The 20,038-nt window shown below is 55.4% G+C and carries 16 protein-coding genes and 1 pseudogene; 12 read left to right on the plus strand and 5 right to left on the minus strand.

Annotated elements, in window-relative coordinates; genetic code table 11:
* The first annotated feature begins 2 nt into the window (after nucleotides 1–2).
* Both ABLV12_RS03865 and ptsG read left to right on the plus strand, forming a co-directional pair.
* Nucleotides 3–797, plus strand: a complete 795-nt coding sequence (locus ABLV12_RS03865; RefSeq protein ID WP_348866789.1) for a metal-dependent hydrolase — start codon at nucleotides 3–5, stop codon at nucleotides 795–797.
* A gap of 297 nt (nucleotides 798–1,094) precedes the next feature.
* Nucleotides 1,095–2,528 carry a PTS glucose transporter subunit IIBC gene (gene ptsG, locus ABLV12_RS03870; protein WP_004101102.1) on the plus strand — a complete coding sequence of 478 codons (1,434 nt, stop codon included), beginning with the start codon at nucleotides 1,095–1,097 and terminating at the stop codon, nucleotides 2,526–2,528.
* Between the two features lie 99 nt (nucleotides 2,529–2,627).
* Here ptsG and fhuE read toward each other — a convergent pair whose 3' ends face one another.
* Nucleotides 2,628–4,811, minus strand: coding sequence for a ferric-rhodotorulic acid/ferric-coprogen receptor FhuE (gene fhuE / locus ABLV12_RS03875; protein ID WP_348866794.1), 2,184 nt, complete (start codon nucleotides 4,809–4,811; stop codon nucleotides 2,628–2,630).
* Between the two features lie 353 nt (nucleotides 4,812–5,164).
* Here fhuE and hinT point away from each other — a divergent pair, with 353 nt between their 5' ends.
* The 8 genes from hinT (at nucleotide 5,165) to ABLV12_RS03915 (ending at nucleotide 11,276) form a co-directional block, all read left to right on the plus strand.
* Nucleotides 5,165–5,521: a purine nucleoside phosphoramidase gene (hinT, locus tag ABLV12_RS03880; RefSeq protein WP_004112181.1), complete on the plus strand. Its 357-nt coding sequence runs from the start codon at nucleotides 5,165–5,167 to the stop codon at nucleotides 5,519–5,521.
* 5 nt (nucleotides 5,522–5,526) lie between these two features.
* A complete protein-coding gene (locus ABLV12_RS03885; protein ID WP_014228846.1) occupies nucleotides 5,527–5,901 on the plus strand; it encodes a YcfL family protein in 375 nt (124 codons plus the stop codon).
* Nucleotides 5,902–5,913: 12 nt separating this feature from the next.
* Complete coding sequence (lpoB, locus tag ABLV12_RS03890; RefSeq protein WP_004101106.1) at nucleotides 5,914–6,549, plus strand: penicillin-binding protein activator LpoB; 636 nt, start codon at nucleotides 5,914–5,916, stop codon at nucleotides 6,547–6,549.
* Nucleotides 6,530–7,348: a thiamine kinase gene (gene thiK, locus ABLV12_RS03895; RefSeq protein ID WP_348866790.1), complete on the plus strand. Its 819-nt coding sequence runs from the start codon at nucleotides 6,530–6,532 to the stop codon at nucleotides 7,346–7,348. Before lpoB ends, thiK begins: the two co-directional genes overlap by 20 nt.
* A 31-nt stretch (nucleotides 7,349–7,379) precedes the next feature.
* Nucleotides 7,380–8,390, plus strand: a complete 1,011-nt coding sequence (gene nagZ / locus ABLV12_RS03900) for a beta-N-acetylhexosaminidase (RefSeq protein WP_348866795.1) — start codon at nucleotides 7,380–7,382, stop codon at nucleotides 8,388–8,390.
* A 36-nt stretch (nucleotides 8,391–8,426) separates the two neighbouring features.
* A complete protein-coding gene (gene ycfP, locus ABLV12_RS03905) occupies nucleotides 8,427–8,969 on the plus strand; it encodes an alpha/beta hydrolase YcfP (RefSeq protein WP_004101110.1) in 543 nt (180 codons plus the stop codon).
* Between the two features lie 233 nt (nucleotides 8,970–9,202).
* A complete protein-coding gene (locus tag ABLV12_RS03910) occupies nucleotides 9,203–10,507 on the plus strand; it encodes an NAD(P)/FAD-dependent oxidoreductase (RefSeq protein WP_004101125.1) in 1,305 nt (434 codons plus the stop codon).
* Nucleotides 10,508–10,736: 229 nt separating this feature from the next.
* Nucleotides 10,737–11,276, plus strand: coding sequence for a glycine zipper 2TM domain-containing protein (locus ABLV12_RS03915; RefSeq protein WP_004101127.1), 540 nt, complete (start codon nucleotides 10,737–10,739; stop codon nucleotides 11,274–11,276).
* Nucleotides 11,277–11,331: 55 nt separating this feature from the next.
* Here the strand turns inward: ABLV12_RS03915 and ABLV12_RS03920 are convergent, their stop codons facing one another.
* Complete coding sequence (locus ABLV12_RS03920) at nucleotides 11,332–13,509, minus strand: TonB-dependent siderophore receptor (protein WP_016807630.1); 2,178 nt, start codon at nucleotides 13,507–13,509, stop codon at nucleotides 11,332–11,334.
* Nucleotides 13,510–13,876: 367 nt separating this feature from the next.
* Nucleotides 13,877–14,512: a TetR/AcrR family transcriptional regulator gene (locus ABLV12_RS03925; protein ID WP_004101129.1), complete on the minus strand. Its 636-nt coding sequence runs from the start codon at nucleotides 14,510–14,512 to the stop codon at nucleotides 13,877–13,879.
* A 249-nt stretch (nucleotides 14,513–14,761) separates the two neighbouring features.
* Between ABLV12_RS03925 and bhsA the strand changes: the two genes are divergently transcribed.
* Nucleotides 14,762–15,019, plus strand: a complete 258-nt coding sequence (gene bhsA, locus ABLV12_RS03930) for a multiple stress resistance protein BhsA (protein WP_004101130.1) — start codon at nucleotides 14,762–14,764, stop codon at nucleotides 15,017–15,019.
* Nucleotides 15,020–15,239: 220 nt separating this feature from the next.
* Here bhsA and ABLV12_RS03935 read toward each other — a convergent pair whose 3' ends face one another.
* Nucleotides 15,240–16,199 carry a L,D-transpeptidase family protein gene (locus tag ABLV12_RS03935; protein WP_004112192.1) on the minus strand — a complete coding sequence of 320 codons (960 nt, stop codon included), beginning with the start codon at nucleotides 16,197–16,199 and terminating at the stop codon, nucleotides 15,240–15,242.
* Between the two features lie 163 nt (nucleotides 16,200–16,362).
* Nucleotides 16,363–19,809 (minus strand): transcription-repair coupling factor, encoded by a 3,447-nt coding sequence (mfd, locus tag ABLV12_RS03940; protein WP_017146119.1) that lies wholly within the window; start codon nucleotides 19,807–19,809, stop codon nucleotides 16,363–16,365.
* Nucleotides 19,810–19,848: 39 nt separating this feature from the next.
* Between mfd and ABLV12_RS03945 the strand changes: the two are divergent.
* Nucleotides 19,849–19,914 (plus strand): annotated as a pseudogene (locus ABLV12_RS03945) (hypothetical protein); the annotation flags it as partial.
* Nucleotides 19,915–20,038: the final 124 nt, after the last annotated feature.

Genomic DNA, 20,038 nt, shown 5'->3' on the forward strand with positions numbered 1-20,038 from the left:
TTATGTTTTTAGTCGACTCCCATTGCCATCTCGATGGCCTGGATTATCAAACGCTGCATAAAAACGTGGACGATGTGCTGGCTAAAGCCGCCGCCCGCGATGTGAAATTTTGCCTGGCGGTGGCCACAACCCTGCCGGGATATCGCGGTATGCGCGAGCTGGTGGGCCAGCGTAACGACGTCGTTTTCTCCTGCGGCGTGCATCCGTTGAACCAGGATGAAGAGTACGACGTTGAGGCGCTGCGCCAGCTCTCCGCAGAGGATGGCGTGGTGGCGATGGGTGAAACCGGACTGGATTATTTCTACACGCCGGAAACCAAAGCGCGCCAGCAGACGTCGTTTCGCGACCATATCCGGATAGGCCGGGAGCTGAATAAGCCGGTTATCGTGCATACCCGAGATGCCCGCGCCGATACGCTGGAAATTTTACGCGAAGAAAAAGTGACGGATTGCGGTGGCGTACTACACTGTTTCACTGAGGATAGAGAGACAGCGGGTAAGCTGCTGGATATGGGGTTCTACATCTCGTTTTCCGGCATTGTGACGTTCCGTAATGCGGAGCAGCTTCGCGATGCGGCGCGCTATGTACCTCTCGATCGCCTGTTGGTAGAGACCGATTCGCCGTATCTGGCTCCGGTACCGCATCGTGGTAAAGAGAACCAACCGGCATTGGTCAGGGATGTCGCCGAGTATATGGCGGTTCTTAAAGGCGTATCGCTGGAGCAACTGGCACAACAGACCACGGAAAATTTCGCGACGCTTTTTCATATCGACCCCTCCCGGCTGCAACCTCTCTGATATTCCTTATTATTTTAAGGCTCGTAATTAATAGCTAAAGCGAGTAAAGTTCACCGCCACAAATGGGGCGGTGAAGGTTTTTTGGCAACATTCAGACACGAGTTATGTAAGCCAGTGTAAGTTTTTGGCTCGTGTCTGATTGAAACGTGATAGCCGTCAAACAATCATCCCGGTAATTATTTTACTCTGTGTAATAAATAAAGGGCGCTTAGATGTCCTGTCCACGGCGCGGTTCTCCCCCCGGGCCAATGCGTGAAAGCGTAAAAAAGCACCAAATACTCAGGAGCACTCTCAATTATGTTTAAGAATGCATTTGCTAACCTGCAGAAGGTCGGTAAATCGCTGATGCTGCCGGTATCCGTACTGCCTATCGCAGGTATCCTGCTGGGCGTCGGTTCCGCAAACTTCAGCTGGCTGCCAGCCGTAGTTTCCCACGTCATGGCAGAAGCGGGCGGTTCAGTCTTCGCTAACATGCCGCTGATTTTTGCTATCGGTGTCGCACTTGGCTTCACCAATAACGACGGCGTATCCGCTCTGGCATCGGTCGTCGCTTACGGCATCATGGTGAAAACCATGTCCGTGGTTGCGCCTCTGGTTCTGCATTTACCTGCTGAAGAGATTGCGGCTAAACACCTTGCAGATACCGGCGTACTCGGGGGGATCATCTCGGGTGCCATCGCAGCGTACATGTTCAACCGCTTCTATCGCATCAAGCTGCCTGAATATCTGGGCTTCTTTGCGGGCAAGCGTTTTGTGCCAATTATCTCCGGTCTGGCAGCGATTTTCACGGGCGTGATCCTGTCCTTTATCTGGCCGCCGATCGGTACTGCCATCCAGACGTTCTCCCAGTGGGCTGCTTACCAGAACCCGGTTGTCGCGTTCGGTATCTACGGCTTCATTGAACGTTGCCTGGTGCCGTTTGGTCTGCACCATATCTGGAACGTACCTTTCCAGATGCAGATTGGCGAATACACCAACGCAGCAGGTCAGGTCTTCCACGGCGATATTCCGCGCTACATGGCAGGCGACCCAACGGCGGGCAAACTGTCCGGCGGCTTCCTGTTCAAAATGTACGGTCTGCCGGCTGCCGCTATCGCTATCTGGCACTCTGCTAAGCCAGAAAACCGCGCGAAAGTGGGCGGTATCATGATCTCCGCAGCGCTGACCTCGTTCCTGACCGGTATCACCGAGCCGATCGAGTTCTCTTTCATGTTCGTTGCGCCGATCCTGTACATTATCCACGCAATTCTGGCGGGCCTGGCCTTCCCGATCTGTATCCTGCTGGGTATGCGTGACGGGACGTCGTTCTCTCACGGCCTGATCGACTTTATCGTTCTCTCCGGCAACAGCAGCAAGCTGTGGCTGTTCCCGATTGTCGGTATCTGCTACGCGATCGTGTACTACGTGGTCTTCCGCGTGCTGATTAAAGCGCTGGATCTGAAAACCCCGGGTCGCGAAGATGCAACCGAAGACAGCAAAGCTGGCGCGACCAGCGAAATGGCTCCGGCACTGATCGCTGCTTTCGGCGGTAAAGAGAACATTACTAACCTTGACGCATGTATCACTCGTCTGCGCGTGAGCGTGGCGGATGTGGCGAAAGTTGATCAGGCTGGCCTGAAAAAACTGGGCGCCGCAGGCGTGGTTGTTGCAGGTTCGGGCGTTCAGGCTATTTTCGGTACTAAATCCGATAACCTGAAAACTGAAATGGATGAATACATCCGCAACAGCTAAGTTGTGATATGGGGAGACTAAGGCAGCCAACTGGCTGCCTTTTTTAATGGCCGCAGGCGTTAAAAGCGCGCCCGCGGATTTTGTCACGTTAACCAGAGATCAGAACTGATAGCTGGCGGTAATGCTGAAGTTGCGCGGTTCGCCGTAGACAATTGAACCATCGATGTTGGTGTCGTAGGTTTTATCGAACAGGTTATTGACGTTACCCTGCAAAGCAAAATTTTTAGTGACCTGGTAGCGAGTGAACAAATCAACCAGCGCATAGCTGCCCTGTTCCGCACGGAAGGTGCCGTATGGCGTCGCGGTATCTTTATATACCCGGTTCTGCCAGTTAACGCCGCCGCCAACGGTCAGTTCAGGCATTACCGGCAGACGGTAGCTGGTAAACAGTTTGACGCTGGTTCGCGGCAGGTTGGGATTCACCGCATTGCCTTCATTATCTTCAGCGACAAAACGCGTCGCCCCAAAGGTCATCTGCCAGTTATCGGTAATCGCACCGTTGATTTCGAACTCCACCCCTTTGCTCACGGTTCCATCGACGGTTTTATAGGCTGCTTCGCCGTTGCTACCGGGGATTTGCCCGCCGGTCGCCTGGCCGAGATTATCCTGCTCGATGCGGAATATCGCGAGAGTCGTGGTTAATCGGCTGTCCATCCAGTCCGACTTCAGGCCCACTTCATAGTTATTCCCGGTAATCGGCGTCAGATACTTACCCGAGCTATCGCGCTTGTTCTGCGGCTGGAAGACCGAGGTATAGCTGGTGTAGGCCGACCAATTGTCGTTTATGTCGTAAACCAGCCCGGCGTATGGGGTGGTATGATTTTTCTCCATGTTGTAGGTCAGCGTCTCAATGCTCCAGTTGTTATAGCGGACGCCAAGGATCAGATGCAGCGGATCAAGCAGGGAAATACGCGTAGCGGCATACACCGATTTCATGCGCGTGGTATCGTCCTGCGCCAGACTCTGCGGGCCCCAGCTGGTTTCCGGGAACCCAGCGCTATTGAAGCTGTAGAAGCTGCCAATCTCATTGGGGAAGACGTTTGCCCACGAGCTGAAATAGCGGTTATTTTGCTTGCTGTAGCTGCCGCCTATCATCAGATTATGCTGGCGGCCGAACAGGTCGTAGCCGCCGTCGGTGAACAGATCCACGGCGTCGACTTTACGCTTTCCGCTATTCCAGCCGGTACCGCCTACGTAGTCATAGCCCGGACCGTAGCTGCTATAAGGCCCCTCCAGCATCCCGGTCGCTTTATTGACGTAAGCATCTACGTACATCATTTTGCTGTCAAACTTGACCTCGGAGTGAGTGGCGTTCAGCGTTGCCTGCCAGGTATCAGCAAAGCGTTGTTTCAGCGTAACGAAGACTTTATTGATCTCTTTGTCGTTATAGGCCCAGTCTGGAGCGGTGCTGTGGGCGCGATCGTAACGGTTTGTGCTGCCATCGGTATTCCAGCGCGGCAGACCGCCCCATGTCGGGCTATTGACGTTGATACGCTGATACTCGTAGCCGGCGGATAAACTGGTCGACGTCGCGAGATCCGCATCCACAATCCCCGAGAAGAACGTTTTTTCGCTGTTGTAACGATCGAGCCATGAGTCATTATTTTGATAACCAGCGATAATGCGCGCCCGCACGTTGCCATCTTCGGTTAGCGGACTTTGCATATCGGCAACGTAGCGCTGCTTGTTCCAGCTGCCGTACTCCGCAGAGACATTTCCCTTGAACTCGCGGCTGGTCGCATGCTTACGGATCATATTGATCGACGCGGCGGGATTACCGGTGCCGGTCAGCAGACCATTCGCGCCGCGGACGACCTCCACCCGTTCGAAAAGAGCCATATCGGAAAGCGCGTCGCCCAGATTCCAGCGGGATTCAAACCAGGTCGGAATGCCATCGACCATATAGTTATCGATCTCAAAACCACGAGAGTAGTAGCTGGTGCGGTCAGAATCTGCCTGGCTGCTGCTGATCCCCATGGTGTGCTCCATCACATCACCCAGCGTTTGCGACTGCTGATCGCGCATCCGTTGTTCGGTGATGATACTGACCGATTGCGGGATATCGCGCTGGGCCATCTCCATTTTTGTCCCTGCGGAGGTAGTTTTGACGCTGTAATCCTGTTCTTGCGTATCCGAAGCGCTATCTGCGGAACCTTCTACAATAATAGTGTCTTCGGAGTGACTGGCAGCCTGGCTAAGGTTTGGGGAGAGCGCCAGCGCTATGCCCATCGCAAGCAGGGATGGAGCGTTTCGCCCATCCCGGGAGTGAGTGGAGAGAGACATCATAAACCCTTGATCATGTGATAATTGTTATTCGCTACGGCTCTCTGGCCGCGGTCGATCGTAAGCGCATTGCATTCATTTTGAATACAAATGAGAAATATACGCATTAATATTTAAACTGTAAATAAGGGTAAGCATGAAGGTCATAAAGGCGTTATTTCTGCCGTTGCATCGTTTCCAGGTAATAAACGATTAATCCGTCGGCAGCCAGGCGCTTTGTGGCGTAAGAAAAAACGCATTCAGGTTGAAAGAGGGGGAGTAACTCGCTCATACTCTTAGAGGAATTCCGTGCGTCCGCGTTTACCTGCAGGGGCAGGCCAGTGCACGGTATTAAAATGATTAAGGAATCAGTCATGGCAGAAGAAACGATTTTCAGCAAAATCATTCGCCGGGAGATCCCGTCGGATGTGGTTTATCAGGATGAGCTCGTTACCGCTTTTCGCGATATCTCTCCGCAGGCGCCGACCCATATTCTGATCGTTCCCAATATCCTGATTCCCACCGTCAATGATGTGACCGCAGAGCATGAGCTGGCTCTGGGGCGCATGATGACCGTAGCGGCGAAAATCGCCCGCGACGAGGGGCTCGCCGACGATGGCTATCGCCTGATCGTTAACTGCAATCGCCACGGCGGCCAGGAGGTCTATCATATCCATATGCACCTGCTGGGCGGCCGTCCGTTAGGCCCGATGCTGGCTCATAAAGGTTAAACTCCATGCGTGCAGCCCATTTCGGCGCATTACTGGCCGTGACATTACTGGCCGGGTGCAGTTCGCATCCGGAAATACCGGTCAGCGATCAGCAAAGTCTGGTGATGGAATCAAACGTACTGGCAGCAGGAATCAGCGCTGAAGTACCAACGGTAACCGCATCCGAGATTCAGGCGACGGCGACCACCAGATTGTTCAATGAACGCCAGGTTCCGGTGACCGTGCATTATCGCTTTTTCTGGTATGACGCCAGGGGACTGGAAATGCATCCGCTGGAGTCTGCACGCAGCATAACGGTTCCTGCGCACTCTTCCGTTACGCTTTATGGCAGCGCCAATATTCTGGGGGCGCACAAGGCCCGACTTTATCTTTATCTGTAAGAGGTAATCGTAATGATTAAACTATGTCGCTATGCATTAGTTACCGCACTGGCGATATTCCTTGCCGGATGCGTGGGTCAACGTCAGGAACCCGCTCCCGTTGAGGAAGCGCAGCCGAAGCCGCAGCAGCCTGTTCAGCCGCAGCCGACTGTGCCGACTATTCCCGTGATACCGACCCAGCCGGGTCCGATTGAACACGGCGAGCAGCCTGCGCAGCCGGCGCCGCGCGTGCGTCATTTTGACTGGCACTCCGCGGTGCAGCCGATGATTGGTCAGATGCTGCAGGCCAGCGGCGTAAATGCGGGCAGCATTTTGCTGGTCGACAGCGTCAACAACCGCACTAACGGCACGTTGAATGCGGGTGAAGCCACCACGGCGCTGCGTAATGCGCTTGAGGGTAACGGAAAATTCACCCTGGTTTCCCAGCAGCAGCTGGGCGTGGCCAAACAGCAGCTTGGCCTGTCGCCACAGGATAGCCTTGGTAGTCGCAGCAAAGCGATGGGCATTGCGCGCACCGTTGGCGCACAGTATGTGCTCTATTCCAACGCAACCGGCAACGTCAATTCACCTGAGCTGAAAATGCAGCTGATGCTGGTACAAACCGGCGAAATTATCTGGTCGGGTAAAGGTGCTGTTCAGCAACAATAAGCTCACGCGCGACGAAGTGCTGTCGCGCTTTTTCCCCCGCTATACGCCTGTCGCCGCGCTGTCCGAAACCGGGCTGAGCGGCGGCAGCTGTATTCTCAGCGATGGCCGGCGAAAGCGGGTGCTGCGCCAGCCGCACGACCCGCATGCGCCGTCCTGCGACTTCCGCCGCCAGTACCGTGTGCTTTCCCGCCTTCCCAATACCTTAGCGCCTGCGCCGGTTTTTTATTCTCCCGCCTGGATGGTGGTGGAATATTGCTCTGGTGACGTGGTCAACGCATTACCGGAGTGTCCGGCGCTCGCAGGGTTGCTGTATCATCTGCACCGGCAGCCACGCTTTGGCTGGCGTGTCGCGCTGCGGCCGCTGCTTGAGCGTTACTGGCAGCAGTGCAGTCCTGCGCGTCGTACACCGCTGTGGCTACGGTGGCATAAGCGGCTGCTTCGCCGGGGCGAACCGCAGCCGTTACGTCTGGCGCCCTTACATATGGATGTCCATGCGGGCAACATTGTTCGCGGCGAGGCGGGACTGCGGCTGATTGACTGGGAATATGCGGGCGATGGCGATATCGCGCTGGAACTGGCGGCGGTGTGGATCGACCCCGTTGCGCATCGCCAGCTTACCGCAGAGTATGCGCGACAGGCGCACATTGATGAGCTTCAGCTCTTGCAGCAAATTCAGCGCTGGCGCCCTTGGGTGCGGCTGCTGATGGCGGGCTGGTATGAACGACGCTGGCAGCAAACCGGCGACCGGCAGTTTATCACGCTGGCCGATGAGATATGGCGTCAGTTAGACAAAAAATAAAAGGATAAGAGAGGTGGCTGTGGGCCCGGTAATGTTGGATGTCGAAGGTTTTGAACTGGATGCGGAAGAGCGTGAGATTCTGGCGCATCCTTTGGTTGGCGGGCTGATCCTGTTTACCCGCAACTATCACGATCCGGCGCAGCTGCGTGAGCTGGTTCGCCAGATCCGCGAGGCTTCGCGCAACCATCTGGTGGTGGCGGTCGATCAAGAAGGCGGTCGCGTGCAGCGTTTCCGCGAGGGCTTTACCCGTCTTCCTGCAGCGCAATCCTTCGCCGCCCTGCTAGGCATGGAAGAGGGCGGCCGGCTGGCCGCAGAAGCCGGTTGGCTGATGGCCAGCGAAATGATCGCTATGGATATTGATATCAGCTTTGCGCCGGTGCTGGATGTCGGACATATCAGCGCCGCTATTGGCGAGCGCTCTTATCATCAGGACCCCGACAAGGCGCTGGCGATAGCTCGCCATTTCATCGACGGCATGCACGGCGCGGGTATGAAAACCACCGGCAAGCACTTCCCGGGGCATGGGGCGGTGACGGCAGACTCTCACAAAGAGAGGCCGCGCGATCCGCGTGCGGAAGCGGAAATTCGCGCGAAAGATATGGCCGTGTTCCGCACGCTGATCGGCGAGCAGCGTCTGGATGCTATTATGCCCGCCCACGTTATTTACAGCGACGTTGACCCCCGTCCCGCCAGCGGCTCCGCGCACTGGCTGAAAACGGTCCTGCGCGGCGAGCTGGGATTTGACGGCGTAATATTCTCTGACGATCTGTCAATGGAAGGCGCGGCGATTATGGGCAGCTATGCCGAACGCGGCCAGGCGTCCCTGGATGCGGGTTGCGATATGATCCTTGTCTGCAATAATCGTAAGGGTGCGGTCAGCGTGCTGGATAACCTGTCGCCGATCAAAGCAGAGCGTGTTACGAAATTGTATCATAAAGGTTCCATTAGCCGTCAGGCGTTAAGGGATTCCGCCCGCTGGAAGACAATAAGCGCGCAGCTGGAGCAGCTTCACGCGCGCTGGCAAGAGGCGAAGTCCGCGTAATATACCTGAAAGGCGTTGTTGTCTGGTGAGGATGCGATGATTATCTATTTACATGGTTTTGACTCAAACAGCCCCGGTAACCATGAGAAGGTGCTACAGCTTCAGTTTATTGACCCCGATGTCCGGTTGATTAGCTACAGCACGCGGCATCCTAAACATGATATGCAGCATTTGTTAAAAGAAGTCGATAAAATGCTGCAGCTAAGCGCCGACGATCGACCCCTCATTTGCGGCGTGGGTCTCGGTGGTTTCTGGGCGGAGAGAATTGGCTTTCTTTGCGATATTCGCCAGGCCGTTTTCAACCCCAACCTGTTTCCTGATGAAAACATGGAAGGCAAGATTGACCGGCCGGAAGAGTATGCGGATATCGCCACCAAGTGCGTGAATAATTTCCGTGAAAAAAACCGCGACCGCTGCCTGGTGGTGCTGTCACGACAGGATGAAGCGCTGGATAGCCAGCGTTCTGCGGACCTGCTGCACCACTACTATGAGATCATCTGGGATGAAGAACAGACCCACAAGTTTAAAAATATCTCCCCGCATCTCCAGCGAATAAAAGCCTTCAAAACCCTCGGCTGATCGCTCCCGGCCCGCAATGTGAAAACAATGCGGGCTTTTTTTATCCATTTCTGCGATTGCGAGCTCAAAAAATATGCAGTAAAACTTGATGCATATCAATTTTGGTATGACCAATGCACCGTTCATGTTATTCTCGATCTCGCTGAATGGTTTCAATGCCGTAACCTGTTGTTAATTAAAGGCTATATCAATAACTTTTAATTAACAATTGGTTAATAATTTTAGGGGGTCGCGTGACTACACCATTGAAAAAAATAGTGATTGTGGGTGGTGGTGCCGGTGGGCTGGAGCTGGCTACCCAGCTGGGTAAAAAGCTGGGCCGCAATAAGAAAGCCAAAATTACGCTGGTCGATCGTAACCACAGCCACCTGTGGAAACCGCTGCTGCATGAAGTAGCGACTGGTTCACTTGATGAAGGTGTAGACGCGCTGAGCTACCTGGCCCACGCCCGTAACCACGGCTTCCAGTTCCAGCTGGGGTCAGTGGTGGATATTAACCGCGAGACCAAAACGATCGCCCTTGCTGAACTGCGTAACGAAAAGGGTGAGCTGCTGGTACCTGAGCGTAAGCTGCCTTACGACACGCTGGTGATGGCGCTGGGAAGTACCTCTAACGACTTCAATACGCCAGGGGTTAAAGAAAACTGCATTTTCCTCGACAACCCGCATCAGGCGCGTCGTTTCCATCAGGAAATGCTGGATCTGTTCCTCAAGTACTCGGCGAATCTTGGGGCGGACGGTAAGGTGAATATCGCCATCGTAGGCGGCGGCGCAACCGGCGTTGAGCTGTCGGCCGAGCTGCATAACGCGGTGAAGCAGCTGCACAGCTATGGCTATAAAGGTCTGACCAATGAAGCCCTTAACGTGACGCTGGTTGAAGCCGGCGAGCGTATTCTGCCGGCACTGCCGCCGCGTATCTCCGGCGCGGCGCACAACGAGCTGACCAAGCTGGGCGTTCGCGTTTTGACCAAAACCATGGTCACCAGCGCCGATGCTAACGGTCTGCACACGAAAGAAGGCGAATTTATTAACGCGGATCTGATGGTCTGGGCGGCCGGCATTAAAGCGCCGGACTTCATGAAAGAGATTGGCGGCCTGGAAACCAACCGCATTAACCAGCTGGTGGTTGAGCCGACGCTGCAAACCACTCGCGACGAGGATATCTACGCCATTGGCGACTGCGCCTCCTGCGCCCGTCCTGAAGGCGGTTTTGTCCCACCGCGCGCTCAGGCTGCGCACCAGATGGCGACCTGCGCTCTGCACAACATTCTGGCGCAGATGAAAGGTAAACCCCTTAAAGCCTATACCTATAAGGATCACGGTTCGCTGGTGTCGCTCTCCAACTATTCTACCGTGGGCAGCCTGATGGGCAACCTGATGCGCGGTTCAATGATGATCGAAGGGCGCATTGCGCGTTTCGTCTATATCTCTCTGTATCGTATGCACCAGATTGCGCTGCACGGTTACTTCAAAACCGGCCTGATGATGCTGGTAGGGCGTATCAACCGTATTATTCGCCCGCGTCTGAAGCTGCATTAATGTTGTTCGGGCGGCAGAGCCAAAAGGTGCTGTCGCCCGGATCCCTCCGCTAAGCTTTCCCCCGGAAATATCCAGAATATCCTCCTGTCTTTTCCGTAAAACCCCCTCAGATTTCTCCGAATCACCTTGATTTGCCGTACGTTCACGCACTTTTCATCCGCTTTCTTATTTGCAAGGCTTATGGCTGAGCGGCAAACTTAGCGGTAATAGCAACAAAGGAGGATGTCCCGTGAATAAATCTATGTTGGCGGGTATAGGGATTGGCGTGGCTGCCGCGCTGGGCGTTGCAGCCGTTGCCGGTCTTAACGTGTTAGATCGCGGACCGCAGTATGCGCAGGTGGTGTCCAGTACGCCGATAAAAGAGAGCATTAAAACCCCGCGTAAAGAGTGCCGAAACGTCACCGTCACTCATCGTCGCCCGGTGCAGGATGAAAACCGTATTGCCGGTTCAGTCTTAGGCGCAGTGGCCGGCGGGGTGATTGGTCATCAGTTCGGCGGCGGCCGCGGCCGCGACGTTGCCACCGTCGTGGGCGCGCTGGGCGGCGGCTATGCTGGTAACCAGATTCAGGGCTCAATGCAGGAAGGGGACACCTACACAACCACGCAGCAGCGCTGTAAAACGGTGTATGACAAATCGGAAAAAATGCTCGGCTATGACGTCACTTACAAAATCGGCGACCAGCAGGGCAAAATCCGTATGGATCGCGACCCCGGCGCGCAAATCCCGCTGGACAGCAATGGTCAACTGATTCTGACTAACAAAGCGTAAAAAAGATGTTTATCTCTATTAGCCCCTCAGTCGCTCAGGCCGAGGGGCTTTTTTATCAGAAGCTCAGTGCGTAGTTCAGGCCAAAGGTACGGCCGCGACCTTTATATTCGTACAGAGAGCTGCTGCCGTAGGTTGGGCTGTAGAGCAGCGGCGCGCGCTGGCCCCAGACGGTGACATAATCTTCATTAAGCAGGTTCTCGATACTGAAGGTCAGTTTGCCAAGAGGTAGCGCGTAGCTGCCGATAAAGTCCACGGTATTATAACCATCAAGCTTATTGCCGCTGGCATCGCTGAGATCGAATACCTGTTGGCTCTGTACCCGCAGCGACCACGGTTCCGGCGCCCAGCCAACCCAGGCGGTGGCTTTTGACGGCGAGGCGAGCGTCACGTCCCACTTCTGCCAGCTACCGTCACTCTTCACCTGAGATTTCAGCACGTTAAAGTTAGCTCCGGCGCTCCAGTCGCTATTCGGGAAGAAGTAATCTACGGCCCCTTCAAGGCCGTAAATACGGCGTTTATCGGACTGCACGTCGATGGTCATGTCGGTACGGTTAACGACAATCGTCTTATCGGAGGTCGAATAGTATGCCGCCAGCTGGGTGCGCAGGTTATCACCGGTATAGCGCCAGCCCAGTTCGTAAGAGTTGACTTTGATCCCCTGCAGCGGCGAGTCGCCGACGTTAACGCTGGAGAGAAGCGGGAGATGGCCGTTGACCGCCGCGCCGTACTTGCCGATGCCGTAGTATTTCCCCGGGTCCGGTAGCTCAACGCCCTGAGAGAAGTTAAACCAGGTTTGCTGGCGGTCGGTGAGATGAGCAACGATCCCGGCGTTAAACAGGAAGTTATCGTAATCGGTTTTTCCGCCCGGAATGGCATCCGCCGAGCTGACCTTACCGCCGGCGACATCCTGCTGCTGGGCATAGCCAACAAAGTCATCGACCCGGTTTTCCGTCCACTGGTAACGTACGCCGCCGCTGAGGGTGAAAATATCGTTCAGATCGTAGCTGGACTGCAGGAACGGCGCCAGGTTGGTAATGCTGTAGCCGGGATAACGGCCAGTGGTATAAATTGCCTGGTTATTCAGGCCCCCGGAAGACATTGATCGATTCAGATCGAAGAACATCTGATTGGCGTTGAACGTTTCGTGGTCCGCATCCAGCCCCCAGGTCAGGTCCCATCCGTCCAGCGGCTGGCTGTTAAGGGTGACTTTCGCCCCGTATTGATCGGTATCCTGTTTTGAGGATGAGAAGCTGCTAACCTGGCCTTTGCTCAGCGTAGGGAAGGGATAAAAGGACAAGGATTCATCGCGATAATAAACCTGACTGACGAGGTTCTGGCCAAGGAAATCGGCATCGGAATACTGCAGGCTAATGAGGTGACGCTCGGTGCCGGGTACGCGGTCCGAGTTCAGACCATCGGTGGTAAAGGCCTTGCCGTCGCCGGTCACCGCCGACATATTTTTCCCCAGGTACAGGCCATAATCGTCGCCCTGGCTTTTATAATACTGCGTAACCAGCTGCAGCTGACGGTTATCGTCAATTTCAATGGTTCCCGTCCCCATGACGTCGAGGCGATCGGAATGCTGCAGGCCGGTCTGGGTATTATCCAGGATTAGCGCATCGTGGTTACCGTCATACCAGCCGCCGAAGCGCTGATAAGCGACCGACAAACGACCGGAAGCGTGGTCGGTACCGCCGCTGACCGCTGCCGCCACGCGTTCATCGCGATCGTTGCTATTAGCAAAGCCGGATTTGCCTCCCAGTTCCAGATCGACCTGACGCTCTTGTTGTCCCTTTTTGGTGACGATATTGATAAGACCACCGGTACTGCCGCCGCCGTAGAGCGAGGTGGCGCCGGAGATCACCTCGATATGTTCAATGTTAAACGGATCGATTGAATCCAGCTGGCGACTGTCGGTACGGGAGGAGTTAAGGCGAACGCCATCGATCAGGACGACGATCGCGCGGCCGCGCATGTTCATGCCGTAGTTGGTGCGTCCCTGGCTGCTGACGTCGATGCCAGGGATCAGCTGCGCAAGCACATCTTTAAATTCTTTACCGCCCTGTACCTGCTGTTCAATCTCCTGGCCTTCAATGACCCAGGTGGTCTGCGCCATTTCAGCGACGGTGCGATGCGTTCGGTTAGCGCTGACGATCATATTGTCATCAGCGGCCCAGGCGGGCAGGGCGGTTGCCAGCAGCAGTGGGTTGAGTACCCAGAGACGCTTGTTCATGCTCATTCCTTTTATGAGTTTATGCCCGTCATTCTTCAAGTCGCAGGTGTTGGCTTAGGATAACTCGGCCCATCCATGGCGCTGGCCCCTACGGGGCCAGCACTAGCGCAGATCAAGGCACAAGTACCTTGTCCTGCAACTCGAATTAGTTAGGGCTAACGATATCGTTGTTTTAATTTTCCGGTACGGGTGCACCGGTTGTTACAGGGTGAAATAAACAGAAATGTTTAAGGCTGAATTCTGCCCGTATTGATTATTGTTATCAATATCATTCTCGAGAAAAAAAGAAATAAACGACTGAAAACATGACGTAATGTGTGGGTAAGGCGGGGTGAAACCGGTGGTGCGCCCACCGGTAAAGGAGAAATTAGCGCTGAAGAACCTGGGGCCACAACCGCAGCGTGGTTTCGGCAATTTGCATGATTTTAGTGAAATCGGCGCCTTCGCGGGCGCTGATGGACATCCCCTGCAGTATACAGTTCAGGAACTGCGCCAGCTGATGAACATCGCCGTCTGGCGGCAGTTCGCCGCGCAGCTGCCGCTGCTGGAGAAAATGAGTGAGCGTCTGTTCCTGCATCGCGTGCCGCGACTTCACGGTATTGGCGATATCGGTTGAGGAGGCCGCCAGCGCCGCAGAGGTATTGATCATAAAACAGCCTGCTGGCGTCTCTTTGCTGGTGAAGCAGGTCGCGACGGCGGTGAAATAATCGCGCAAGGCCCGATCGACGGTTTTCTCGTCGTCAAACAAAAGCGCCTCATGCCTGGCGGCAAAACGCGAGATGTAGCGATCCAGCACCGCCCGAAACAACCCCTCTTTATTCACGAACTCGGCATAAAGCGTTGGCGCTTTTGCGCCCGTCGCCTCGACTAGATCGGCGAGAGAGGTGGCTTCATAGCCGTGCTGCCAGAAGAGTGTCATGGCCTTATCCAGCGCCGCTTCCCTGTCGAACACTTTAGGTCGGCCACGGCTTTTTTTCGTGCAACTTTGAACGTCAGTTGTCATGGTGCCGCTGTACCTGTGTTGGTGTGTTGAAGAAGCATTATAAAAATAAAGCTGACGGGCTGCCAGCGATGCAGGCCTAAAAATAAATAATTCATATATGTATGAATTTTAAGCTGTTTGTAAATAGTTAAACGAACGTTATAAAAATAGTTTGACGTGTGATGTGGATCACATTATTATTTACCTATCGATCGTTAAGTAAATGCGTTCGTCCCTACAAAAATATTCATCTGCACAGGTTTAATAATCATGAAAAATGTTAAAACATTAACCATCGCCGCTGTTCTCAGCTCGCTCTCTTTCGCCAGCTTTGCCGCTGTTGAAGTTCAATCCACTCCGGCGGGCCAGCATAAAATCGGTACCGTTTCCGCCTCTGCTGGCACCAACCTGGGTTCTCTGGAAGATCAGCTGGCGCAAAAAGCGGAAGAGATGGGTGCAACCTCTTACCGTATCACTTCAGTAACCGGTCCAAATACCCTTCACGGAACCGCGGTTATCTATAAATAATTTAGCACCACCCCTGTTTTGCCACTGACCACGCGCGGTTCTGACCCCCTTCAGCTGACCGCGCGAAGTAAGAAGTAAGTTATTCCCTGCTGAGACACGGCGCCCACCCCTTTATGGCGCCGCGAAACGCAGTAAAGCTGTACTCTGTTTGATTATTGCCATAAAAAAACCGCCTCAGTGTGAACTGAAGGCGGTTTTTTTACGTCCGTTAGCGGATGAACTATAGCGACTGTTCGCTGGCCCGAGGGTGACGGGTCACATCAACCGGCATACCGGAGCGCAGCATCATTGCACGTTCCATCACTTCGGTATCGGTCAACTGCGCCTGTTTGAAAGCCTGCATGCTGTCAGTGAGCGTAATCGGCAGGGTCTGCGGATCGTCGTCAATATGCTTTGACAGCGGCTGGTGCACTTCTACCAGACGGGTACCGTTCGGCTCAACGGATACCTTAATAGGCGTATTGATTATCGTCACTCGGGTGCCCGGGCTAATTTCATTGTACAACGCTTTGATATCATCATCGCGCAGACGAATACAGCCGGAGCTTACGCGCATGCCGATACCGAAATCGGCGTTGGTGCCGTGCAGCAGGTAGACGCCGCCGTACGCTGCCAGACGAATGGCGTGGTGGCCCATCGGGTTATCCGGCCCGGCGGGCATAACGGCAGGCAGGTCAATGCCCATCGCCTTATAGCGGGCGCGAATATTGGCCGTAGGCGTCCAGGTTGGGTTGGCGCGTTTGTCGGATACGGTGGTGACCATCGTTGGGGTGATGGTATCACCGCCGAGCTGGCCGATGCCGATAGGGTACACGGTCACTTCATTTTTGCCCGGCGGATAGTAATAGAGACGAAGTTCGGCCAGGTTAAGGACTAACCCTTCTCGCGTCGCGTCGGGCAGCAGAGTTTGCAGCGGAATCGTCAGCACGCTACCGGCTCGCGGAACGTAAGGATCCACGCCGGGGTTCGCCTGAAGCAGGGCCAGAAAACCGACGTTGTACTTCTTAGCGATCGCTTCCAGCGAGCCGCCATTATTCTCGACCACGTGGAACTGGTTCTGCCCGACCAGACGGCTGCCCGGAGGCGGCAGGGGCCAGGTATTGGCGCGAGCGGGCAGCGCCAGCGCGGCGGCGATAGCCATCATCCCCAGCCAGAAAGAAAGTCGCGAAAAGCTCTTCATTACCTTAATTCCATATTAAGTAAGTGGTTATTTTTATACGAAAAGTCCCTGAGATTATGGTCGAAAGAGTGTGTGGAAGTGCAGAGGGATTGCAAACTGTTTGTAAATTTTGCCGAATATGAGGGGGCCGGGATACGACGCGCGGATCGTATCCCGGGCACCGTTAAGCGGTGGCGTTCTCTTCCAGCTGAAGCATAAACTGGCGCACCCAGTCCATCCGCGTTTTACGCTCGGCGAGGTCCTGCGTAAATTTGAGGCGCGTCGGGCCATCCAGTCGATAGTGCTGCGGCTGCTTCTGCAGCAGGCCAATCAGCCACATCGGATTAACGTTATTCTTCTCGTTAAACTCAATGGTGCCGCCTTTTTCATTGCTCTCAAGCTTGCGGATCCCCAGCTTCTGCGCCTGCTGGCGCAGCCGGGCGATATCGAGCAGATTCCGGGCCGGATCCGGCAGCAGGCCAAAGCGATCGATAAGTTCGACTTTGATCTCCTCCAGCTCATTCTCACTCTTCGCGCTGGCAATGCGTTTGTAGAACGACAGGCGAGTATTCACATCCGGGATAAAGTCGTCCGGCAGCAGCGACGGCATCCGTAGCTCAACTTCGGTTTGCTGGCTGGTGAGATCTTCCAGCGAGGGCTCGCGCCCGGCCTTCAGCGCGTCAACGGCGTTTTCCAGTAGCTCCATATAGAGGGAGAAGCCGATGGTTTCCATAGAACCGCTCTGATCTTCGCCCAGCAGCTCGCCCGCGCCGCGAATTTCGAGGTCATGGGTCGCCAGCGCAAAGCCAGCGCCGAGATCTTCCAGCGATGCAATAGCCTCAAGGCGTTTTTGCGCATCGGGGGTCATCGCTTTCGGATGCGGCGTCAGCAGCCAGGCATAGGCCTGATGGTGCGACCGGCCAACGCGTCCGCGTAGCTGATGCAGCTGAGCCAGGCCGAAGTGATCGGCACGCTCAATAATAATGGTGTTCGCCGTGGGTATGTCGATCCCGGTTTCGATAATGGTGGTACAGACCAGCACGTTAAAACGCTGGTGATGGAAATCGTTCATCACCCGCTCGAGCTCGCGCTCGCGCATCTGTCCATGACCGATGGTAATGCGCGCTTCCGGCACCAGCTCCGCCAGCCTCTCGGCGGCTTTCTGGATGTTTTCCACGTCATTATAGAGGTAGTAAACCTGGCCGCCGCGCAGCACCTCACGCAGGATCGCCTCGCGTACCACCAGCGCGTCATATTCGCGCACGAAGGTTTTGACCGCCAGACGGCGGGCGGGCGGCGTGGCGATGATCGAAAGATCGCGCATACCGCTCATCGCCATATTCAGCGTGCGCGGAATAGGCGTCGCGGTCAGGGTCAGGATATCGACGTCGGCGCGCATTGCCTTGATGCGCTCTTTGTGACGCACGCCAAAGCGGTGCTCTTCATCAACAATCAGGAGACCGAGATCGCGCAGCTTAACGTCCGGCTGCAGCAGTTTATGGGTGCCGATAAGAATATCGATTTTTCCTTCCGCGACTTGCTCAAGGATCTGCGCCTGCTCTTTGGCGCTGCGAAAGCGCGAAAGCATCTCAATACGCACCGGCCAGTTAGCAAAGCGATCGCGGAAGTTATCGAAGTGCTGCTGGGCGAGCAGGGTGGTTGGCACCAGCACCGCCACCTGCTTATGGTTTTCGACCGCCAGGAAAGCGGCGCGCATCGCCACTTCCGTTTTGCCGAAGCCAACATCGCCGCACACCAGACGGTCCATCGCCAGAGGCTGGCACATATCGCTCAGGACGGCGTTAATAGCCTGCGCCTGGTCGGGCGTGGTCTCGAACGGGAAGCTGTCGCAAAACAGCTGATACTGCTGTTTATCATGTTTAAACGCATAGCCGGCTTTCGCCGCGCGCTGGGCATAGATATCCAGCAGCTCGGCGGCCACGTCGCGCACTTTCTCGGCCGCTTTCTGCCGCGCTCGCGCCCAGACGTCGCCGCCCAGTTTATGCAGCGGCGCATTCTCTTCCGCCCCGCCCGCATAGCGGCTAATCAGATGCAGTGAGGACACCGGGACGTACAGTTTGGCGTCGTTGGCGTAGGTCAGCATCAGGTATTCGCCATTAATGCCGCCCGCTTCAAGGGTCGTCATTCCGGCATAGCGCCCAACTCCATGCTCCAGATGCACCACCGGCTGACCGATATGCAGCTCCGCCAGGTTACGAATCAACGTATCCGGATTGATGGTGCGGCGTGAATCCTGACGACGGCGGGCAACGCGCTCGCCCAGCAGGTCGCTTTCGCAAATCAGCGCCAGGTTGCGCTGGCTATCAATAAAGCCATGCTCGGCGGCGCCGATCATCAAATAGCGGCCGTTACCCGTCGCCTCTTCAAGACGCAAAATATGCTTTGGCGCGATCTTGATGCGGGCCAGCATTTCACCGAGTGCTTCGCGGCGTCCCTCGCTCTCAACCGAGAAAATCACCGGCCCGCTAAAGGATTCGAGGAATCGGCGCAGGTTATCCAGCGGCGCTTTGTTCTGCGCCTGAATCGCCAGCTCGGGTAATTTTTGATAGCCGAGATTGGTATTAGCGGCCTTCTCCGCCAGGCGTTCGGTTTTGAGCTGCACGCGCGGCCATTTTTTCAGCTCGCTGAACAGTTCATCGCTGCGCAACCACAGCTGCTCCGGCGGCAAAAGCGGACGCATCGGATCAACGCCGCGATTTTCAAAGCGAGCGCGGGTTTCATTCTGGAAGCGTTCGGCGCTGGCTTCGAGATCGCCGGTGTTGACGATCAGCGTTTTCGCCGGGAAATAGCTGAACAGCGGCGGCAGCGGTTCGTTAAAGAACAGAGGCTGCCAGTATTCGATCCCCGCAGGCAGCGTGCCTTTACTGACCTGCTGATAAACATGCTCGGCGTCGCGCTTAACCTCGAAGCGGTCGCGCCACTGGCTGCGAAACAGCTCGATAGCGGCCTGGTCGGTCGGAAATTCGTGCGCCGGAAGCAGGTTGATACTGGCGACTTCCTCCAGCGTTCGCTGGCTGTCGACGTCGAACAGACGCAGGCTATCGATCTCATCATCAAAAAAATCGAGACGGTAGGGCTGCTCGCTGCCCATCGGGAACAGATCAAGCAATGCGCCGCGCGTGGCGTACTCGCCGTGCTCCATGACCTGATCGACGTGACGATAGCCGGCGCTATCCAGCTGCGAGCGCAGCGCATCCCGCGACAGCCGCTGGCCTTTTTTCATCACCAGCGCGTGGCCGTGGAGGAAATTATGCGGACAGACGCGCTGCATGAGAGTGCTGACCGGGACGATCAGCACGCCGCGTTCCATGGTCGGGAGCTGGTACAGGGTGGCGAGACGTGAAGAGATAATATCCTGGTGCGGAGAGAAGCTATCGTAGGGGAGCGTTTCCCAGTCCGCCAGGCCTGCTACCATGCTGTCGGTAAACTGCCTGATTTCATCATTCAGACGCAGGGCGTTCTGCATATCGGGGGCTATCAGTACCACCGGGCCGCCGTGGCGCTCGGCCATTTCAGCCACCAGAGTGGCGCAGGCCGCGCCGGTCAGTTCGCCAAGCTGGCGCTGATCGCCGGCTTTAACCGGCAGAGAGTATCGGTATTGTTCAGGCATAGACGGTATCATGATCTCTTGAGGATTCGCTCTGCCGATATGGAGGGCAACTCGCTGATATTCAATAGTCTGATTATCAGCGATCGACCAGGATTCGCCAACCCGTATCGCAAAGGTCATGTTACGGACGAAAATGTAACGAACTCCGATAAGCGTAAAGTTAAATAACGACTTATGTTTCTATGTTGTTGTTTATATTGATTTTTTACTGATTTTGCCAATAAAATCT

The sequence above is a fragment of the Klebsiella sp. CN_Kp100 genome, from assembly GCF_040065315.1.
GTDB lineage: Bacteria > Pseudomonadota > Gammaproteobacteria > Enterobacterales > Enterobacteriaceae > Klebsiella > Klebsiella oxytoca.